This is a genomic window from Gordonia sp. LMA484, from assembly GCF_058129505.1.
The window spans coordinates 919,639-940,134 of sequence record NZ_CM176700.1 but is presented as its reverse complement, the minus strand read 5'-3'; the positions used below and the strand labels follow the sequence as shown (position 1 = coordinate 940,134).

Here is a 20,496-nt window from a genome sequence, read left to right as displayed (position 1 = left end):
CGATACCTCGGTGAGACACCGCGACCGCCTTGGGCCGTCCGGTGGAGCCCGAGGTGTAGATCAGGTAGGCGATGTCGTCGAGGCGGGGTGCGCGGATTCGCTCGGCGTCGGCGATCATCTCCGGGGAGAAAGTTTCCAGGCGAAAGCTGATATGCGGGTCGTCGACGGCCATCCAGGTGACGCCGGTGAACTCGTCGGCGAGACCCGCCTGTCGAGTTGTCAGTGCCAGTGACACACCGGAGTCGGCGAGCATGTGCGCGATCCGGTCGGCCGGTAGCGTCGGGTCGATCGGCAGGTAGGCGGCTCCGGTGGCCAGCACCGACCAGACCGCGACGACGGAGTCGGCCGACCGGCCGATCGCCACCGCCACGACGTCACCCGGACCGACACCCTCGCCGATGAGCAGGCGACCGAACCGCTGTGTGCGGGAGATGAACTCGTCGTAGGAGACCGATTCGTCGGCGAACACCAGCGCAACCCGGTCGCCGGGAACTTCGCGCTCGGCGACGATGTCGGTGATCGTCCGGGGGGTGATCGTGGCCGGCTCGGTCAATGGCGTGAGCGCTGCGCGGTCGGCCGGATCGATGACGACGACATCGCCCGTCGCCACATCAGGCGCGGCGACGAAGCCCTCGAGCAGGTTCTCGTACATCGCGGCGATGCGGCCGACCTCGTCGTCGGAGAAGGCCCCCGGGAGGAACTTGAACGTGAGGGCGAGTTCATCACCCACGGGCGCGGCGGCGAGGTTGAGCGGGTAGTGCGTGGCGTCGGTCAGCGAGACGTCGGTGATCTCGAGGCCGGCCGCGGAACTGCCGGCGCTCACGGCAGCGGCGTCGACCGGATAGGACTCGTAGACGGTCAGGGTGTCGAACAATGCCTGATGGCCCGCGGCCGAGGCGATGTCGGCGAGGCCGAGGTGCTGGTGGTCGAGCAGTCGGGCCTTGGTGTCCTGCAGCGCGATGAGCCCCGACCGCACCGAACGGCCTGGGTCGACCTCGACGACGACCGGCAGCGTGTTGATGAACAAACCGATCATCGACTCCACACCGGGCAGCTCCGGCGGGCGCCCGGAGACGGTCTCACCGAAGGTGACGGTGGTCCGCCCGGTCAGACGGGACAGCAGCACGCCCCAGGCGTACTGCAGGATCGTCGGGACCGTGGTGTCGGTGTCGCGGGCGAGCCGGGCCAGTCCGGCGACGACGTCGGCACCCGCCGTGATCACCTCATCGCGAGGCAGTTCCGTTGCCGTGGACCGATATCCGGGTCGCACGAGGGTGGGGCCGTCGACGTCGGCGAGGGTGTCGCGCCACAGCTCGAGACCGGCGGTGTCGTCGCGGTTGTCCAGCCAGTGCAGGAAGTCGGCGTAGCCGGCCGGCCCTTCGTGACGGTCCTCCGCTAGCGCTCCGGACCTCCTCAGGGATCGGGAGGAATCGTCCTCGCCAGCGTCACCCGGACGCACGGATCGGGGGGAATCGTCCTCGCCAGCGTCGCCACTCGGCAGCGATCGGAAGGAATCGTCCTCGCCAGCCTCACCTTCCGCTGCCTGAGGAGCGAGCTTGCGAGCGTCACCTTCCGCTCCCTGAGGAGCGAGCTTGCGAGCGTCACTTTCCGGTCCCTGAGGAGCGAGCTTGCGAGCGTCACTTTCCGGTCCCTGAGGAGCGAGCTTGCGAGCGTCACGAAGGGCCGACCCTTCGTGACGGTCCTCCGCTAGCGCTCCGGACCTCCTCAGGGATCGGGAGGAATCGTCCTCGCCGCCGTCACCACTCGGCAGCGATCGGGGGAAATCATCCTCGCCAACGTCACCCGGACGCATGGATCGGGGGGAAGTGTCCTCACCGGCGTCATCCGGTCGCACTGATCGGGGGGAATCGTCACGAAGGGTGACGTAGTGCGTGAACAGCTCGGCGAGGACGAGCGGGTTGGACCACCCGTCGAGCAGCAGGTGGTGGTTGGTGATCACGAACCTGTCGGTGCCGCCGGGGAGGTGGATCACGCGGAACCGCAGGAGCGGCGGCGCAGCCAGATCGAACGGTGTGACGCGGTCGGCGAGCGCCAGCTCGTCGGCACTAGCCTCCGCCTCGTCGGGCGCGACATCGGTGAGATCGTCCACATCCCAAGACAGGTCGACGTCCGACGGTACGACCGCGACCGGGGTGCCGGCCCCGGTCCGCACATACGCCGAGCGGAGCACCACATGGTCGGCGAGAAGTCGTCGCGCGGAGGCGTTCATCCGCTCGACGTCGATGCGCCCGGCGACATCGATGGCGCCCTGCGTCACATACACGTCGACTCCGGTGCCGCCCTCGTCGGCGGCGGTCTGCGCCACCTCGGACTGATAGAACAGGCCACGCTGCAGTGGTGTGAGCCGCCACAGGTCGGCACCCGGATACCGCCGGGCGAGATCGTCGATCTCCGCCTGATCCAGCCCGGTGGACGCGATATCCGACGGGCTGAGACCAGGATCGCCGACCTCGTCGACGTGCGCGACGATCTCGGCCAGTGCCCGGACGAACCCGTCGGCCAGTGCGGTCACCGAGTCCTCGTCGAGAACTGCTGCCGGAACACCGAACTCGGCGTGCAGGACGCGTCCGTTCGACGCCGGGACAGTGTTGACGTTGACCGCCAGTTCGGCCAGAGCGGCCATGGCACCCGAGACGGTGCCCGGCAGCCGGGGCGCATCGACGACCGGCACGAAGGCCACCGACTGTCCTTGGTCGACGCCGACACCGGCCGCGTCACCGCGGCCCGCAGCCCCGGCACCGAGGAAGTTGAAAGTGATCGGCGGCAGCGGCCGTGCGGCAAGAGGCGAGTCGGGCAACAGGTAACGCAGTGCGCCGAACGCGATGCCGTCATCGGGACGCTCCGCAACGGCCTCCTTGGTGGCCTTCAGGACGGACGTGAGATCTGCGGTCGGATCGATCTCGACCGTCAGCGGCGACACGCTGGTGAACCAGCCGACGGTGCGCGACAGGTCGGCGTGGCCCTGATCGCCTGCGATGTGTTCTTGGCGCCCGTGGCCCTCGATGAGGATGGACACCGGAACCTTCACACCCTTGTGTCGGGCGACTGCCAGGCCCAACGCTGCCAGCATGATGTCGTCGGCACCGGTCCGGAACGCCGAGGCGACACGTCCGAGAACCGCCTCGGTGACCTCGGTGGGAACCTCCACGGTTTCGGAGCGGACGGTCGACTGCCGGTCGCGTGCCCGGTCGAGTGGTGCACCGAGATGCAGCGGGCCAGCAGGCAGATGTCGTTGCCACAGATCGAGTTCGGAGGTTCGGGTGCCCGCGAGGTCGTCGACGACGGCGGCCCATCGGCGCATCGAGGTTCCGGCCGCCTGCAGGCTGATCGGCTGTCCCTGCCTGGCCTGGGAGGCGGCGACGGCCAGATCGGTGACGATGGACCGCCACGAGACCGCGTCGACCGCGAGGTGGTGGACGGCGACGACGAGATGCCCGGTGCGCTCGCCGCGACCACGAATACCGGTGCACGCGATCATCCGTGCGGCTGCCGGATCCAGACGGCCCAGCGCATGGGCGTGCGCCGTGCGGATCTGCGACTCGACGTCGTCGGTTCCCGTGCGCGCGGCCGCATCGTCGGCGGTCCACAGCGACAGGACATCGGCACTGTCGAACTCTTCACCCGCCTGCATCGCCCAGCCCTGGGGCGTGGCGGTCAGCCGCGCGGACAGCATGGGATGATGGCTGATGACGGCGTCCAGCACGGTGTGCAGGTGCGCTTCGTGGACGTCGCCCGGGAGCGACAACACCAGGGCCTGCGAGTAGTCGGCGAAGTCTGTCGGGCCGTCGGCGTGTTCGAGCATCCAGTGCACTGTCGGCGTGATGGCGATATCGCCGACCGCCCCGCCCGGCAGCTCTTCCAGCGTCACACCGCCGGCGGTCTCGGCCGCCCGGGCGAGAGCGCGAACCGTCTTGTGCTCGAAGATGTCCCGCGGGCTCACTGCGAAGCCGGCGGCACGGAGCAACGACGACAGCTGGATCGACATGATGGAGTCGCCGCCGAGCGCGAAGAAGGACTCGGTCACACCGACACGTTCGACGCCGAGCACGCCGGCCACCGTGTCGGCGATCCGCCGTTCGGCGTCCGTGTCCGGCGCGGCCGTCTCAGCCGGTTCGGTCGACGAGAAGTCCGGCGCGGGCAGCGCCCGCCGGTCGAGTTTGCCCGCGCTGCCCAGCGGCAACTCGTCGAGGACGGTCCACACCGTGGGGCGCATGTACTGCGGCAGGGCCGCGGCGACCGCAGCCTCGGCGGCGGACACGTCGACCGTCGGCGCGGGCGCCAGGTAGGCGACCAGGTGTTGCGCACCACCGGGTGAGGTCGCCACGGTGGTCGCGGCATGGACGACGCCATCCACGCCGGCCAGCACCGATTCGATCTCACCGAGCTCGATGCGCTGTCCGCGCAGCTTCACCTGGAAGTCGGTGCGGCCCAGATATTCCAGCTCGTCGCGGCTGTTGACCCGCACGAGATCACCGGTGCGGTAGAGGCGCGAGCCGGGCTGCCCGTACGGGTTGGCGACGAAGCGGTCCGCGGTCAGGTCGGGACGCCCGGCGTAGCCACGGGCGACCTGGACGCCGCCGAGGTAGAGCTCGCCGGGGACGCCGACAGGCACCACGCGCATGCGTGAATCCAGCACGAGAGTCTGGGTGTTCCACACCGGCCGGCCGATCGGCACGACGTCACCGACGACATCGAGGTACTGGTGGGCCACCTCGACGGCGGCCTCGGTCGGCCCGAACAGATCGTGCAGGCCGGCCCGGCCGAAGGTCTCCCGCGCCGTCGCGGCAACGCTGGGCGGCAGCGCTTCTCCGGAGCAGAACACGTAACGCAGGTGTGTGAGGCGGGCCAGCTGATCGGCGGGCACGACGTCGAGGAACACCGACAGCATCGATGGCACGAAGTGCACCGAGGTGACCCGATGGGCTTGCAGCACGTCGGCGAGATAGCCCGGGTCGGTGTGCCCCCCATGCCTCGCGATGAACAGGCGCGCTCCGGCCATCACGGGTGCGAACAATTCCGGTACGGACACGTCGAAGGTGTACGGCGTCTTGAGGATCACCGTGTCATCGGAGTCGAACGGGAACCTCGACAGCCCCCACCGGAGCCGGTTGAGCACCGAGCGATGGCTGACCGTGACGCCCTTGGGCCGTCCGGTCGAGCCCGACGTGAAGATGGTGTACGCGGCATGATCGGGCCGCAGCGGCGCGATCCGGTCATGATCCGTGAGCGGGCGTGCCTGCGGAGATCCAACATCCACCGCGAGGGTGGAATCGACGACGATCGTCGGCACGTCGACTGCGTCCACTGACCCTGGCAGGTCGCCATCGCCGACGAGCAGTGCCACCGCAACGGAGGTCTCGACGATGTACCTGGCCCGGTCACCCGGCGCCTCGGTGTCGATCGGCACATACTGGCCGCCGGCGGCCACCACCGCGTGAACGGCCACCACCATCTCGACCGATCGTGGGATACACACGGCCACCGCGATGTCCGGACCCACACCGAGTTCGATCAACCGACGGGCGAGCGTGTTGACGCGGGCGCCGAACTCGGCGTGGTCGAGGACGCGATCATCGACCACCAGTACCGGCGCATCGGGATGTTCTGTGCCGTACTCGATCACGGCGTCAGGCAGAACCTGTACGGGCATGTCGACCACGGGCCCGGTGGTGACGTCGACCTGTCGCGCCGTCTGCGCGTCATCGATGATGGCGAGATCCCCGATCACCGGATCCGTCTCGGTCTGGACGCACCTGGCGACGGCGGCGAGGACGGCGCGGAATGCGTCGGCGAACCGCTCGGCGCTACCGTGATCGAAGAGGTCTGTGGCGTAGACGATCTTGCCCCACAGCCGACCGTCATCGGTCTCCGTGACGCCCACGGTCAGGTCGAACTTGGCGGCGTCGGCACCCGGGTCCTCGGCCGTGATCTCGAGGTCGCCGACGACTGTGGGTCCGAGCCCGCTCTGGTCGAACACGAGCAGTACCTGCGCAAGCGGTTCGAAGGACTCCGACCGCACCGGGTCGAGGGCCTCCACGAGTCGCTCGAACGGCACGTCGGCATGCGCGAACGCATCGAGGTCGTCACGTCGAATGCGGTCCAGCAGTTCGGCGAACGAACCGTGGGGTGACACCTCGGCGCGCAGGACGAGGGTGTTGACGAACATGCCGACGAGGTCGTCGAGGGCCGCCCTGCCACGACCTGCGGTCGGCGTCGCGACCGCGATGTCGGTCGTCGCGGACAGTCGGGCCAGCACCACCGACAGCGCGGCGTGGATAACCATGAATGTCGACACCCCACGCTCGGCGGCGAGGCGTTCGATTCCGTGTCGAAGGTCGGCGTCGACCACGTAGTCGACCGAACCGCTGCGCATCGACGCGACCTTCGGGCGCGGTCGATCCGTGGGGAGTTCGAGCACGTCGGGCAGTCCGGCGAGCCGATCGGTCCAGTAGCCGAGTTGCCTGCTGATCTCGGCATCCGGGTCCGTCGTGTCGCCGAGGAGTTCGCGCTGCCAGAGCGCGTAGTCGGCGTACTGCAGCGCCATCGGCGTCCAGGTCGGCGGGCTGCCCTGTGCCCGTGCGGTGTACGCGGCGGCGATGTCGCGGGCGAGGACCGGTCCCGACTCGCCGTCGGCGGCGATGTGATGGACGACCATCACGAGGAGGTGTTCGTCTGCTCCGATCGGTGCGAGCCGTGCCCGGATAGGCAGTTCACGGGCGACGTCGAACCCACGGGTCATCGCCGAGCGTGCATCGATGTCGGTGGTGATCGCCCAGTCCAGTTCGGTTGCGGCAGAGTCCTCGTCGAGAATCTGCTGCCGGGGCGTGCCGTCGGCGCCGGCCGGGTACACGGTGCGCAGGACCTCATGCCGGGAGATCGCGTCTGCGACCGCCGCTCGCATGGCGTCGGTGTCGACCGGGCCGCGCAGGCGCAGCACGACCGGGATGTTGTAGGCCGCCGACGTCGTGTCGTACTGGTTGATGAACCACATCCGTTGCTGCGCAAAGGACAGTGGGAGCGGCTCGGGACGTTGCACGGGTGCGAGTTGCGGCGCGCCGGCGCGAGCCGACTCCGCGATCTCCACGGAGGCGGCGAGCTCACGGGTGGTCGGTGCGTCGAACAGTGCCCGCACGGCGACGGCGGCACCGAGGGCGTCGGAAACCCGTGCCACCACGCGTGTCGCCGACAACGAGTTGCCGCCCAGGTCGAAGAAGCTGTCATCCACCGACACCCGCTCGACACCGAGCACGTCGGCGAAGACCGTCGCGATCGTCTGCTCGGATTCCGTTTCGGGCGCCACGTACTCGCCGGCCGCGAACTCCGGGTCGGGCAGTGCCCGCCGGTCGAGTTTGCCGGCCGAGTTGAGCGGTATGTCGTCGAGCACCATCCACACGCTCGGTCGCATGTATTCCGGGAGCGCGTCGGCGACCGCCGCCTTCACGGCGTCGAGCTCGAAAGTCTCTCCGGGTCGGCCGGCGACGTAGGCCACGAGGTGTTCCCCGCCGGCCGGTGCCGCGGCCACGGTCGCGGACGCGTGCACGACGCCGGGTGCCGACGCGAGCACGGATTCGATCTCCCCGAGCTCGATGCGCTGTCCGCGCAGCTTCACCTGGAAGTCCGTGCGGCCCAGGTAGTCGAGCGAGCCATCGGGCAGGCGCCGCACGAGATCGCCGGTGCGGTACAGCCGCGCCCCGGGATCGCCGAAGGGGTCGGCGACAAAGCGCTCGGCGGTCAGATCCGGTCGTGCTGCGTAGCCACGCGCCAACTGCACCCCGCCGACGTAGAGTTCGCCGGCGACCCCGGTCGGCACCGGGTGCAGCCGGGCGTCGAGGACGTGGGCGGTCGAGTTCCACACCGGGAGCCCGATCGGCACCGAACCGGTTTGTTCGTCGATCGCACCGATGTTCTGACCGGTGATCTCGACAGCCGCTTCGGTGGGCCCATACAGGTTGTAGAACAACACGTTCGGCAGCAGTGTCCGGGTCTCCACGGCGACCGCCGGCGGCAGGGCCTCGCCGGTCGTCGAGACGATCCGCAGTGATCGGAGCGAGCGCACCCGCTGCGCACCGGCCACCTCGAGGAACACCGACAGCATCGACGGCACGAAGTGCACCATCGTCACCTGGTGACGGCCGATCTGCTCGGCGAGATGAATCGGGTCGAGATGCCCGTCGGCCTTGAGCACGAGCAGGCGTGCACCCGTCATCAGGGGTGCATACAATTCGGCGACCGAGCAGTCGAACGTGTAGGGCGTCTTGAGCACGACGGTGTCCGACGTGTCGATCGGCAATTCGTCCAGACCCCAACGGAGTCGGTTGACGACCGCACGATGGGTCAGGGTCACGCCCTTCGGACGACCGGTCGATCCCGACGTGAAGATCGTGTAGACGGCGTGGTCGGGGCGCAGCGGGCCGCGACGTTCGTCGTCCCGCACCGCGGAGCCGTCGCCGGTGACGTGCTCACCACAGTCCACCGTCCGCACGGCGACACCCGCCTCACCGATGGCGCTCGGAACGTGGCCGGGGCCGACGAGTACCAGGTCGGCACCCGCGGTGTCGAGCATGTAGCGCACACGATCCGTGGGGGCCGCGACGTCGATCGGCACATACTGTCCACCGGCCGCACCGATCGCGTGGATGGCGACGACCATCTCGATGGATCGCGGGATACACACGCCGACAGCGACATCCGGGCCGACGCCGTCTGCGATCAGTACGCGGGCGAGTACGTTGACACGTTCGGCGAGCTCACCGTAGGTGACGGTGCGCTCGTCGGACACCAACGCCGTCGCCTCCGGACTCGTCGCGGCCTGGCGCGCCAGCGCGTCCGCGGTCGTCTGGGCGTCCAGGTCGACCGATCGCCCCCGGGCCAGGGAACTCTGGCGGTCGGCCGACGAATCGTCGAGGAGGTCGACGTCGCCGACCGCACGGTCCGGATCGGCGATCACCTGTCGGATCACCCGGTCGAACATCGCGGCGAACCCGCTGATCGTGCTGCGGTCGAAGAGATCGGTCGCGTATTCGATCACACCGGACAGCGGCTGCGGCGCATCCTTATCCGCGCCTCCGCGAAGGCCCGCGGCCCCTTCGATGAAGGTGATGGCAAGGTCGTGATCGGTGAGATCCCGGTACTGCTCCAACAATTCGGCGGTGACACCGGAAAGCTCGAACCGGACGTCCTGCGCATCCTGCAGGAGCAGCAGGACCTGGAAGATCGGTGAATGCGATGTGGTCCGGGTGGGCTGGAGCTTCTCGACGACCATGTCGAAGGGGACGTCGGCGTTGCCCAGCGCGGTCAGGTCGCGGTCTCGGACCCGGCCGAGAAGGGCCGCGAACCCGCCGGCGGGATCGACGTCCGTGCGCAACACCACCGTGTTCATGAACATGCCGACCAGGTGATCGAGCGCCGGTTCACCGCGGCCGGCGTACGGGGTGCCGATCACGACGTCGCGTTCGCCGGTCAGACGGTGCAATACGACGGTCCACACCGCGTGCAGGACCATGAAGAGCGACACGTTGTGCGCCCGCGCGAAGCGGCCGATGTCCGCCACGAGCTCGGCGTCGACCTCGAAGGTCACGGCGTCGGCCAGGTGGGATCGGACCGGCGGCCGGGCCCGGTCGGTGGGCAGCGCGATCAGATCGGGTGCACCGGCGAGGTCCTGCTGCCAATAGTCGAGCTGCTGCGCGGCAATCGATTCGGGGTCCCCGGAGTCGCCCAGCAGAGCTCGCTGCCAGAGCGTGTAATCGGCGTACTGGACGGGCAGCGGCGACCAGGACGGAACCTCACCGGCGCGCCGCGCAGTGTAGGCGGTGATCAGGTCAGCGGCGAGCGGGGTGAGTGATCCGCCGTCGCTGATCACGTGGTGGGCCACCAGCACGAAGAGGTACTCACCGTCGGCCCGCTCGAACAGGCGCGCGCGGATCGGCGGTGCGGCCTTCAGGTCGAAGCCCACGCCCATTGTGGCGGCGAGCGCGGCGTCGGTTGCCGCCGTGTCGTCGGCCGCGATCCGGTGCGGGTCGGCGATCTCCACGTCGGGCTGATAGCTGCCCACCGGCAACACGACCTGTTCGGGCACACCGTCGGAGGCCGGGAAACGGGTGCGCAACACCTCGTGTCGCTCGATCAGATCGTGCACCGCCGCGTCGAGTGCCGACGGCTCCAGCTCGCCACGGAACCGCAGGACGAGCGGGATGTTGTAGACGTGGCTCCCCGGATCCAACTCGGCGAGGAACCAGATCCGGCGCTGCGCATGGGACAGCGGGATCGGGGCCACCCGCTCGGCCGGGACGAGTTCGGGGCGGTGCACGTGCACCCGGTCGGCGACCCGGATTGCCAGATCACGGACGGTCGGCGACTCGAAGATGTCACGTACGGTGACGGTGACGTCGAGATCATCCGAGCATCGAGTCGAGATCTGAGCGGCAACAAGCGAATTGCCACCCAGACTGAAGAGCGACTCGACGACGCTGATCTCCTCGACGTCGAGTACCGCCTCGAAGACGTCGGCGATCTGCCGCTCCAGCTCTCCGCGAGGCGGCTCGTAGGAGGCAACGCTGACCGGGGCCGGTGTCGGCAAGGCCGCGCGGTCCAGCTTCCCGTTGACGTTGAGCGGCAGCTGATCGAGCACCACCACGACATCGGGAACCATGTACTCGGGAAGCCGGGCAGCCGCCGCGGCGCGGACCTCGGACACATCCGGATCGTCTGCTCCCGAGGCGGTCCCGACGACGTAGCCCACCATCATCTCGGGCTGATCGTCGCGCTGCCTGATCGCCGCGGCCGCGGCGTTGACACCGGGCGCAGACAGCAGTGCGGCCTCGACCTCACCGAGCTCGATTCGGAATCCGCGCAATTTCACCTGGTCGTCGCTGCGGCCGAGGTATTCGAGTGTTCCCCCGCGCGGGATGACCATGTCGCCGGTACGATACATTCGTGCGCCGGGCTCGGACGGGTCGGCCACGAACCTCGTTGCGTTCAGCTCGAATCGGCCCAGATACCCCCGGGCGACCTGCCCACCGGCGATGTAGAGCTCCCCGGGTACACCGTCGGGCACTCGGGCGAGACGACGGTCCAGGACATGGCACCGGGTTCCGGGGATCGGCCCGCCGATGTCGGAAGCATGTGTGGCCGCGACGAACTCGACGGACAGCTCGCGCCGCGTCATGTACACGGTGGCCTCGGTCGGCCCGTACATGTTGTGCAACGCCGGTCCCGACTCGCCGTCGATCTCCAACCGATCGGCGTGCCAACGGCGGACCTGCGCGAAGTCCAGTGCCTCGCCGACGAAGATGATGTGGCGGATCGACCTCGAGAGCCGTCCGCGTACGGGTTCACGGACCGCGGCGGCGAGCTGGTAGAAGGCCGACGGCGTCAGGTTCACGACCGTGACCTGCTCGCTCTCCAGCACCCGGACGAAATCCGCGGGCGAGCGGGTGGTCAGGTAGTCGAGCACGACCAGACGGCCGCCGAAACTCAGCGACACCCAGATCTCGCCGACCGAGACGTCGAACGCATAGGACTGGAACATCGTCCACACATCGTTCTCGGAGAAGTCGAAGCTCTCCCCCATCGAGCGCAGCAGCGTGATGACGTCGTCGTGAGTGACCACGACGCCCTTGGGCGTCCCGGTGGAACCGGACGTGTACATCACGTAGGCGGGATGATCGCCGTGAACGCGCTCGAGCGGCTCGTACTCATCGCGTCCGGGTTCGGCGTCGGCGACCGTGGACAGCCGGACATCGAGATCCGACCACGCCGCGACCGTCTCGTCGTCGGCGAGCACCATGAGTGGGTGTGCGTCGGAGACGATGGTCTGTAGTCGCTCGACCGGATGGGAACGGTCGAGCGGGAGATAGGCCGCCCCTGACTTGACCACACCCAACAGCGCGACGATCAGCTCCGCGGTGCGTGGCAACGCCACTCCGACGAGGACCTCCGGACCGGCCCCGGCTGCGACCAGGCCCGCGGCCAGCCGGTCCGAGCGTTCGTCGAGTTCGGAATAGGTGAGCGCGGTCCCGTCGAGATCGACGACCGCGGTTCGGTCGGCGAAACGATGGACGGCGGAACGGAACAGTCCGGGCAACGATCCCAGATCGGCCGATCCCATGATCTCGAAGGCGAGAGAACGGATCTGCGCCACGATCCGCTGCGACTCGACGGCGATCGCGGCCGGCTCCAGACCTTCGGTCTGGATCAGTCCGGTTACCGAACCCGATGCCGCCGCCTCGGCGTCGAGTCCACTGGCCGCGAGGACCCCCGCGGTCGCGGCGACCCGCTCGTGCAGCACGGCGAAGGTGATGGGCCCCGTCGCACCGTCGAAAGCAGTACGGCCGGGCGCGAGTTCCGCTGCCGCCGCGATGAGATCCGGGGTTGACGGCCGACGTCCCCAACACTGGGTGACACCGATCGACCCCACGTCGATTGCCGTCACGCCGGTCCGTGACCTCTCGCCGGGGACATGGACTCGGCGCCGACCCGGCGCGCTCGCGTGCGGACCTGCGCGACCACTTCGTCGAGATGATCCGGGCCCGAGGCGAGGTCGGGGATCGAGCTCATCAGGGCCATCGTGAGGGCCGCGTTGCGGTCGGCGCCGGGTAGCGCAGCAGCCATCGCGACGGTCGTCTCGTGCAGACGTCCGAATGCGAGGGTGAATCCGTCGCGGTCCACGGCGATCGCCGCCGGATCGTCTTGCGCGGCACCGGCCACGAGGTCGGACAGGGCGGTCGCATCATCTTCCGTGTCGCCACCCGCCGTGTCGTGCTCCACGTCGAGCACGATGTCGCCCACCACGCAGTCCGTATCGCTCGCCACCGCTTCGAGTACACGCAGGTACCACGCGGCCAACCCGTCGACCGTATCTCGATCGAAAAGATCTGTTGCGTAGAGCAACTCACCCTTCATCGCATCGTCCGGAGTGTCGCCGGCGGGATCCTCGGGGAAGAGCGTCAGCTGCAGATCGACCTTCGCTGCCGACAGTTCCTCGCTCTCCGGGGAGATCCGCAGACCGTCGAGTTCCAGAGCCGGGAACTCGATGTTCTGGAACGCGAACATCACCTGGAACAACGGATTATAGGAGATGGGTGTGGCCGGGAGGACGCGAGAGACAATCTCGTCGAACGCCACATCCGTGTGTGCCATGTCGACGAGATCCTCGTTGCGAACCCGTTCGAGCAGCGACGTGAACGACTCGTCCAGCGAGATGCGGGTGCGGAGGGCGAGCGTGTTGACGAACATGCCGACCACATTGTCGAGCGCCGAGTCTCCACGACCCGCGTGCGGAGTCCCGATGACGACGTCATCCTTGCCGGTGACCCGTCCCAGCAGTACCGCGAACGCGGCGTGCGTGACCATGAACAGCGTGGTGTTGTTCACACGCGCGACTGAACGCAATGCTCTGGCCAGCTCGGCCGGGATCTCGAACTCGACCGTCTGGCCGTCGAAGCTGGGCGTCTGCGGACGGGGCCGGTCGGTGGGCAGGGCGATCTGATCGGGCGCCCCGGACAGCCGGTCCACCCAGTGCTCGAGTTGCCGTTCTCCCTCGGTGACACCGTCATCGGAGAGCGCCGCGAGCCGGTCCGCCTGCCACAGTGTGAAATCGGCGTACTGCACCGGAAGCGACTGCCACGCCGGCGCAGCACCCCGGCGGCGTGTTTCGTAGGCGGTCATCAGGTCTCGTGCCAGCGGCGCCATCGACGCACCATCGGCGCTGATGTGGTGGACGACGAAGACGAGGATGTGCTCATCGGGCGCTTCGCGCAGCAGCGCCATGCGGATCGGCGCGGTGGTCACGATGTCGAATCCCTCTCCGGTCACCCGGGAGATGGCATCGGCGAGGTCGCCATCGATGTCGACGATCGGCAGCTCGAACTCATCGAGCACGTCCTCGGCCGGGATGATGACCTGGATGGGCGCACCGTTGACCATCGGATAGGTGGTCCGAAGTGTCTCGTGCCGTCGGACGAGGTCGGCCATCGTGGCGCGCAATGCCGCCGTATCGAGTCGCCCCGACAGCCGAAGTGCCAGCGCCACATTGTAATTGGCCGAATTCGGATCGGACCGGTTGAGCAGCCACATGCCACGCTGCACTCCCGAGACACCGACCATCTCGGCCCGGTTGCGCGCCGTGAGGGGTGGCGTCGCGCGGCCTGTCATCGTTGCGGTCAGGTGCGCCGCGAACTGGGCCGCGGTCGACTTCTCGAAGAGGTCCTTCACCGGCACCCGCCGGTCGAGGAGACCACCGAGGCGCGATACGGCCTTGGTGGCCGACAGCGAGTTGCCACCGAGTTCGAAGAAACCGTCGTGGACGCTGACCCGGGCGACGTTCAGGACCTCGGCGAAGATGTCGGCGACGACGGCCTCCATCTCACCTCGCGGCGCGACGAACTCGTGTGAGGTCGTCAGATCCACCGCGGGCAGCGCATTCCGGTCGATCTTGCCGGACGGCGTCAACGCGAAGTCATCCACCACGACGACACTGTCAGGGACCATGTAGCCCGGCAGATGCGCCGCCGCATGACCCAAGAGATCCTCGGGTGACACGGAGACGTCGTCGACGGTGGTCACGTACGCGACCAGTGCGGTCTCGCCGGATGGGCCGTCGACGCCGACACTGATCGAGTTCGACACGGCCATGTGATCCATGAGTACCACGTCGACCTCGCCGGGCTCCAATCGCTGTCCGCGAATTTTGAGCTGGAAATCGTTGCGGCCCTGGTAGATCAGTTGACCGGACGTGGTACGGATCACGCGATCACCGGTTCGGTACATGCGCGTTCCGGGCTCGAAGGGATTGGCCACGAACCGCGTCACGGTGAGGTCTGGACGCAGATGGTAGCCCCGCGCGAGTTGCACGCCGGTCAGGTAGAGCTCGCCGGACACCCCGGCCGGCGACGGACGCAGTCCGTGGTCGAGAACCAGCGCACCGACACCGCACACCGGTGTTCCGATCGTCACGGTGTCCTCCGCGGTCATCGGGCCCGTCGCGGTGGCCCAGATCGTCGCCTCGGTCGGTCCGTACAGATTGAAGAAGTCGCGCCCGGCTTTCACCCATCGGCGCATCAGGTCGGGTGGGCACGCCTCGCCGACGCTCATCACCGAACGCAGGCTCGTCACCGTGTTCGGGTCGAGCGTCCCCAGGGCCGAGGGCGTCATGACCGCGTGGGTGACACCGGCGTCGACGATGACATCCTCGAGTTCGGCACCGCCGTAGACGTCGGCGGGACTCACCACCAGCCGGGCACCGACGCACAGCGCCATGAGCATCTCGAAGACCGAGGCGTCGAAACTCGGCGACGCCACGTGGAGCACGCGGCTGTCGCGGTCCACGGCGAACCGGCGTTGTTGGTTGTCGACCATGTTCGCCAGGCCACGGTGGGTGACGATCGTGGCCTTCGGCCGCCCCGTAGAGCCGGAGGTGTAGATGAGGTAGGCGATGTCGTCGACGCGGGATGCGGAGGTCAGCTCGCCGGCGGGGATCGGCGCGCCGCTGTGCCCGGCGACCTGGAGCTCGACGGATCCATCGTCGATGACGAGCCAGTCGAGGTCGTCGGGGACATCCTCGCCCGCCCCGGTCACGGTGAGACCCAGCATCGGAGCCGCGTCGGCGAGCATCTCGTTGCGGCGTGCCGCCGGATGACGGGGGTCGATGTTGACGAACGCGGCGCCGGTCTTCGCCACCGACACGGCGGCGAACACCGAGTGCGACGACCGGGGCATCATGATCGCAATCAGCCTGCCGGGTCCGGCACCGAGTGAGATGAGCTCTCGGGCCAGCTGATTCGTCCGGGCGTCGAAGACCGACCAGGTCCTCTCGCTACCGTCACCAACCACCGCGGGCGCCGCCTGGTCGGCGCGGATCGCACCGTCGCACAGCAACTCACGCAAGGTCTTCGGCGCGACGCGGGACGGCGCCACCTGTGCCAGGGCAGCGACGTCCGCAGCCGGTACGAGATCGATCCGAGCGATCCGCCGATCGGGATCGTCGACCATCGCGCGCAACACCGTGGCGAGGTGGCCGGAGATGGCGGCGGCGGTCGACCGGTCGAACAGATCAGTGGCGTAGGACAGTTCGATGTCGTACTGCGTGTCGGAGGTGTGCCCCCCGCGCTCGGCGACCGAGAACGCGAGGTCATACTTTGCCGCCGGTACCCGCGCGTCGAGCATCGAACCCGTTCCCGCCCACTGCGACAGTTCGTCGGACGGGTCGGATTGCATGGTCAGCGAGACCTGGAAGAGCGGCGTGTGCGCCGAGGAACGCGGCGGTGCGAGCTCGTCGACGACACGTTCGAACGGGATGTCGGCGTTGGCCATCGCCCGGGCGCGGCACCGATGAGCGGTGGTCAACAGGTCGGTCACCGTGTCACCGGCCGCGACCGGGGTGCGCAGGACCACCGTGTTGACGAACATCCCGACCAGGTCGGTGACACGTTCGTCGTCACGGCCACTGACGGCGGTGCCGATGGCCACGTCATCGGTGCCGGCCAGGCGCGCGAGGACGGCGGCGAGTGCGGCGTGGAACACGGCGAACGGGGTCACCGAGGCATTCCGCGCGAGCGCGCGGATGCCGTCGACGAGATCGGCGTCCAGGGTCGTGTCGACATAGCCGCCACGTCCACCGGCCACCCGCGGCCGCAGACGGTCCGTGGGCAGCGCCAACAGGTCATCCATTCCGGCCAGTTCGGCACGCCAGAAGTCGATCTCGCGCGCCGCCAGCTCGGTGGGGTTGTCCGCGTCACCGAGGAGGCGCCGCTGCCAGAGCGCGAAATCGGCGTATTGGACCGGCAGGGAAGCGAAGTCGGGTGCGTCGCCGGTGCGACGGGCCTCGTACGCGATCAGCAGATCGGAGATGAGCGGCCTCAGCGAGAATCCGTCGGCCGCGATGTGGTGGGCGACGACGACGAGGATGTGGCCGTCATCGTCGGCGAGCAGAGCCCACCGGAACCCCACTTCGACCTCGAGGTCGAAGCCGCGGCGCGCCTCGTCGGCGACGGCGTCGGCAACGGTCTCCTCGATCCGCCGCACCGACACATCGGTGAGATGATCGAGGTCGGCGACATCGACGATCTGCTGCACGGGTTCACCGGCCACCGACGGGTACCGGGTCCGCAGCGATTCGTGCCGATCCACGACATCGAGCACCGCCCGCCGCAGGGCGTCGGTGTCCACATCCGGACCGAGGCGCACCGCACCCGGCATGTTGTAGGTGGCCGCCTCGGGGTCCATCCGATTGATGAACCAGAGTCGGGTCTGTGCGTGCGAGAGCGGCACCGACTCGCCGCGATCGCCACCGGGCACCAGCTCCGGCATGCCCTCGGCGAGGTCTTCGGCGCGAGCAGCCATCTCGGCGATGGTGGGAGCGTCGAAGATGTCGGCGAGCCGCAACGACAGCGCGTGCTCGGAGCGCACCCGAGACGCCAGTCGCGCCACGGTCAGCGAGTCGGCGCCGGCGGTGAAGATGTTGTCGTGCAGTCCGATCCGTTCCGTGCCGGTCAGCTCTTCGATGATCGCGGCAAGCGTCTTCTGCACCGGCGATGTCGGCGCCGCGAACGGTACATCGTCGGCGACGACCGGTGCCGGCAACGCGGCCCGGTCGAGTTTCCCGGACGCGTTGACCGGGAAGTCGTCGAGGACGACCACCGCGCCCGGCACCATGTGCGACGGCAGGAGGCGGCGGCACTGGGCCAGCACGTCCCGCTCGGCGAGCGCGGCGGACGTTGATCGCACATAGGCGACCAAGGTCGTCGGGGTCTGGTCGCCGTCTGTGGTGACGGCGACTGCGGCGTCGACGTCGGGCAGTCCGCACAGGACGGACTCGATCTCGCCGAGCTCGATCCGCTGGCCGCGGATCTTGATCTGGAAATCGGTGCGGCCCAGGTACTCAAGTTCGTACTGGTCGTTCCAGCGCACGAGATCGCCGGTGCGGTAGAGGCGTTGACCGGCGGCGCTGAACGGGTCGGCGACGAACCGGCCGGCGGTCAGATCTGCGCGTCCGATGTATCCGTGGGCCAATTGGCTTCCGGCGATGTAGAGTTCGCCGGCGACACCGACCGGTACCGGACGCAGCCGCGAGTCGAGGACATGCACCCGGGTGTTGGCGACCGGCCGTCCGATCGGTACCGGCCCTGCTCGGTGGTCGACGCGGTGTTCGGTGACGTCCACCGCGGTCTCGGTCGGCCCGTACAGGTTGATGAGGTCGACGCGACTCGACGCGGCAACCTTCTCGGCCAGAGTGCGACTGAGCGCCTCGCCCGAGGCGAACACCCGCCGCACGGTCGGGGCGAAAGCGGCACGCGCGTGCCCCGCCGGGCCGTCGGTCCGGTGCTGACCACCCGAGTTGATGTCGACGTACGCGTCGAGCATCGACGGCACGAAGTGCAGCGTGGTGACCCCACTCGATGCGATGAGATCCGCGAGGTACTCGGGGTCGCGGTGCCCATCGGGGCGTGCGATGACCATCCGCGCGCCGCGGGCCAACGGCCAGAACAGTTCCCACACCGAGACGTCGAAGGTGATCGGCGTCTTGTAGAGCACGGCGTCGGCGGCGTCGATCGGGTAGTTCTCCTGCATCCAGGTCAGTCGGTTGATCGCCGCGCGGTGACCGACCTCGACGCCCTTCGGCGCCCCGGTGGAACCGGACGTGAAGATGACATAGGCCGAGGCGTCACCGCCGGATCGCCTGGCCGCGATCGGTGTCGGGGTCTGCGCTGCGGTGTCGTCGAAGCCGGTGGCCTGCAGGTAGTCGGTGTCGACGACAACCTGTGCGCCGACGATATGGGCGATCAGAGCCCGTCGGCTCGGCGGCTGTTGCGGGTCGACCGGGACGTAGCTGCCGCCTGCGGTGAGCACGGCGTAGACCGCGGCCACCTGTGCGACGCCGCGATCGAGCGCGACCACCACATGGTCACCGCTGCGGACGCCATCGTCGAGGAGACGTCGGGCCAGGGCGAGACGGAGACCATCGAATCGGGCGTATGACCATGTCCGGTCCCCGAACTCGATGGCGGTCGCCTCCGGCGAGCGCCGGACCTGCTGCTCGAACGCGTCGAGAAGCCGGGCGCCCTCGTCGGGAGTGTCGAGGTCGGGACCGGCGCCGGCCGCCAGCAGTTGGTGCTGCTCGTCCTCGACAAGCAGTGCGACATCACCGATGACGAGGTCGGCAGCAGTGGGCAGCTGTTCCAGGAAGGTCACGAATCGACGCAGGTGTCGTTCGAGCTCATCCTGCCGATACAGCGAGGGGTTGCCGTGCAGATCGACGGTGAGCTGTTCGTCGGGACCGGCCTGGTACAGGTTGACCCGAAGGTCCTCCAGAATCCCGGAGGTCAGGATCTGATAGTCGACTTCTGCGCCGACGAGCTCGATGGGCTTGTCGAAGAACATCATGTTGATGATCGGCCCGAAGGACGCGGTGTTGGAGCTGCCCATCCCGGCGTCGACACGCACGTCCTCGAACCGATAGCGCTGATGACGCAGCGCGCCGGTCATCTCCGCCTGGATCTGCGCGACGAGTTCGTGCAGGGTCCGCCCGGTGACGCCGCGGGCCACGACGGGCAGCATGTTCGACAGCATGCCGCCGGCTCGCTTGATGCGGGCGGTGGCACGCCCGGTGACCGGCAGGCTCAGCACCACGTCGTCGGTGCCGGTCATGCGCGCGAGGTAGGCGGCGAATCCTGCGGTGAGCACGACCGCCGGGGAACTGCCCGCGGCCGCGGCGAACTCCTCGAGAGTCTTCTGCACGGCCGGGTCGAGCTCGGTGCCGGCGATCACATTCGCCGGCCGCAGCGGCGCGATCCCGGCGGTCGTGGCGAGGCTGACCCGCTCCGGAAGATCGGCCGCATGCGCCGTCCAGTGCGCGCGATCGGATGCACGTCGCGAACTGTCGGCGTAGGCGAGGTCGTCGGCGACGAGGTCGGCCAGATCGGCTCGGGGCTTGGTTGCGGGCACGGTGCCGGTGGACGCCGCGTTGTAGCGGTCGAGCACCTCGTGCATGGCCGTCAGCGCGGCGTAGCCGTCGATCGCGATGTGATGGGCGCGCAGGTACCAGAACGCACGGTCGTCGGCCACCCGCAGCAAGCTCGTGACCACGAGTTGATCGGTGCGCAGGTCGACGGTGCGCTGATAGTCGTCATCCATCCACCGACGGGCCGCCGAGAGCGGCTCCGACTCGGAGCGGAGGTCAACGATGTCCAGCCGGAAGTCGACGGCCGGATCCACCACCTGTTTCGGGATGCCGTCGACCTCGACGATGCGGGTGAACGGGGACTGCAGGTCCCAGCCCACCTCGCGCACGACATCTCCCAACAGGGCGATGTCCAGCGGCCGGTCGGCGTCGCGGATGTCGAGGTAGTTGGCGACGATGACCGAGTAGTCCGACGACAGGTTCTCGGCGAACCACATGCCCCGCTGCGCGGCGGTGAGCTCCAGTGGCCGGATACCCGAGACCTCCGCCACGCGTTCGTCCGCGTGTTCGGTCGGGTCCAT

General features: G+C 68.5%; 2 protein-coding genes (1 of these 2 only partly in view). Both read right to left on the bottom strand.

All coding sequences use genetic code 11. The features are described from left to right. Positions 1-12,451, bottom strand: partial view of a non-ribosomal peptide synthase/polyketide synthase gene (locus tag AC4AMJ_RS04150; protein WP_489917335.1) — the 5' end (the start) only. 42,014 nt of this gene lie to the left of the window's left edge; 12,451 of the gene's 54,465 nt are visible here — the first part of the coding sequence; the start codon lies at positions 12,449-12,451; its stop codon lies beyond the left edge, outside the window. Then, the gene (locus AC4AMJ_RS04145) at positions 12,448-20,496 is read right to left on the bottom strand and encodes an amino acid adenylation domain-containing protein (RefSeq protein WP_489917334.1); all 8,049 of its coding nucleotides are present in this window, start codon (positions 20,494-20,496) and stop codon (positions 12,448-12,450) included. The genes AC4AMJ_RS04150 and AC4AMJ_RS04145 overlap by 4 nt, the downstream gene beginning before the upstream one ends.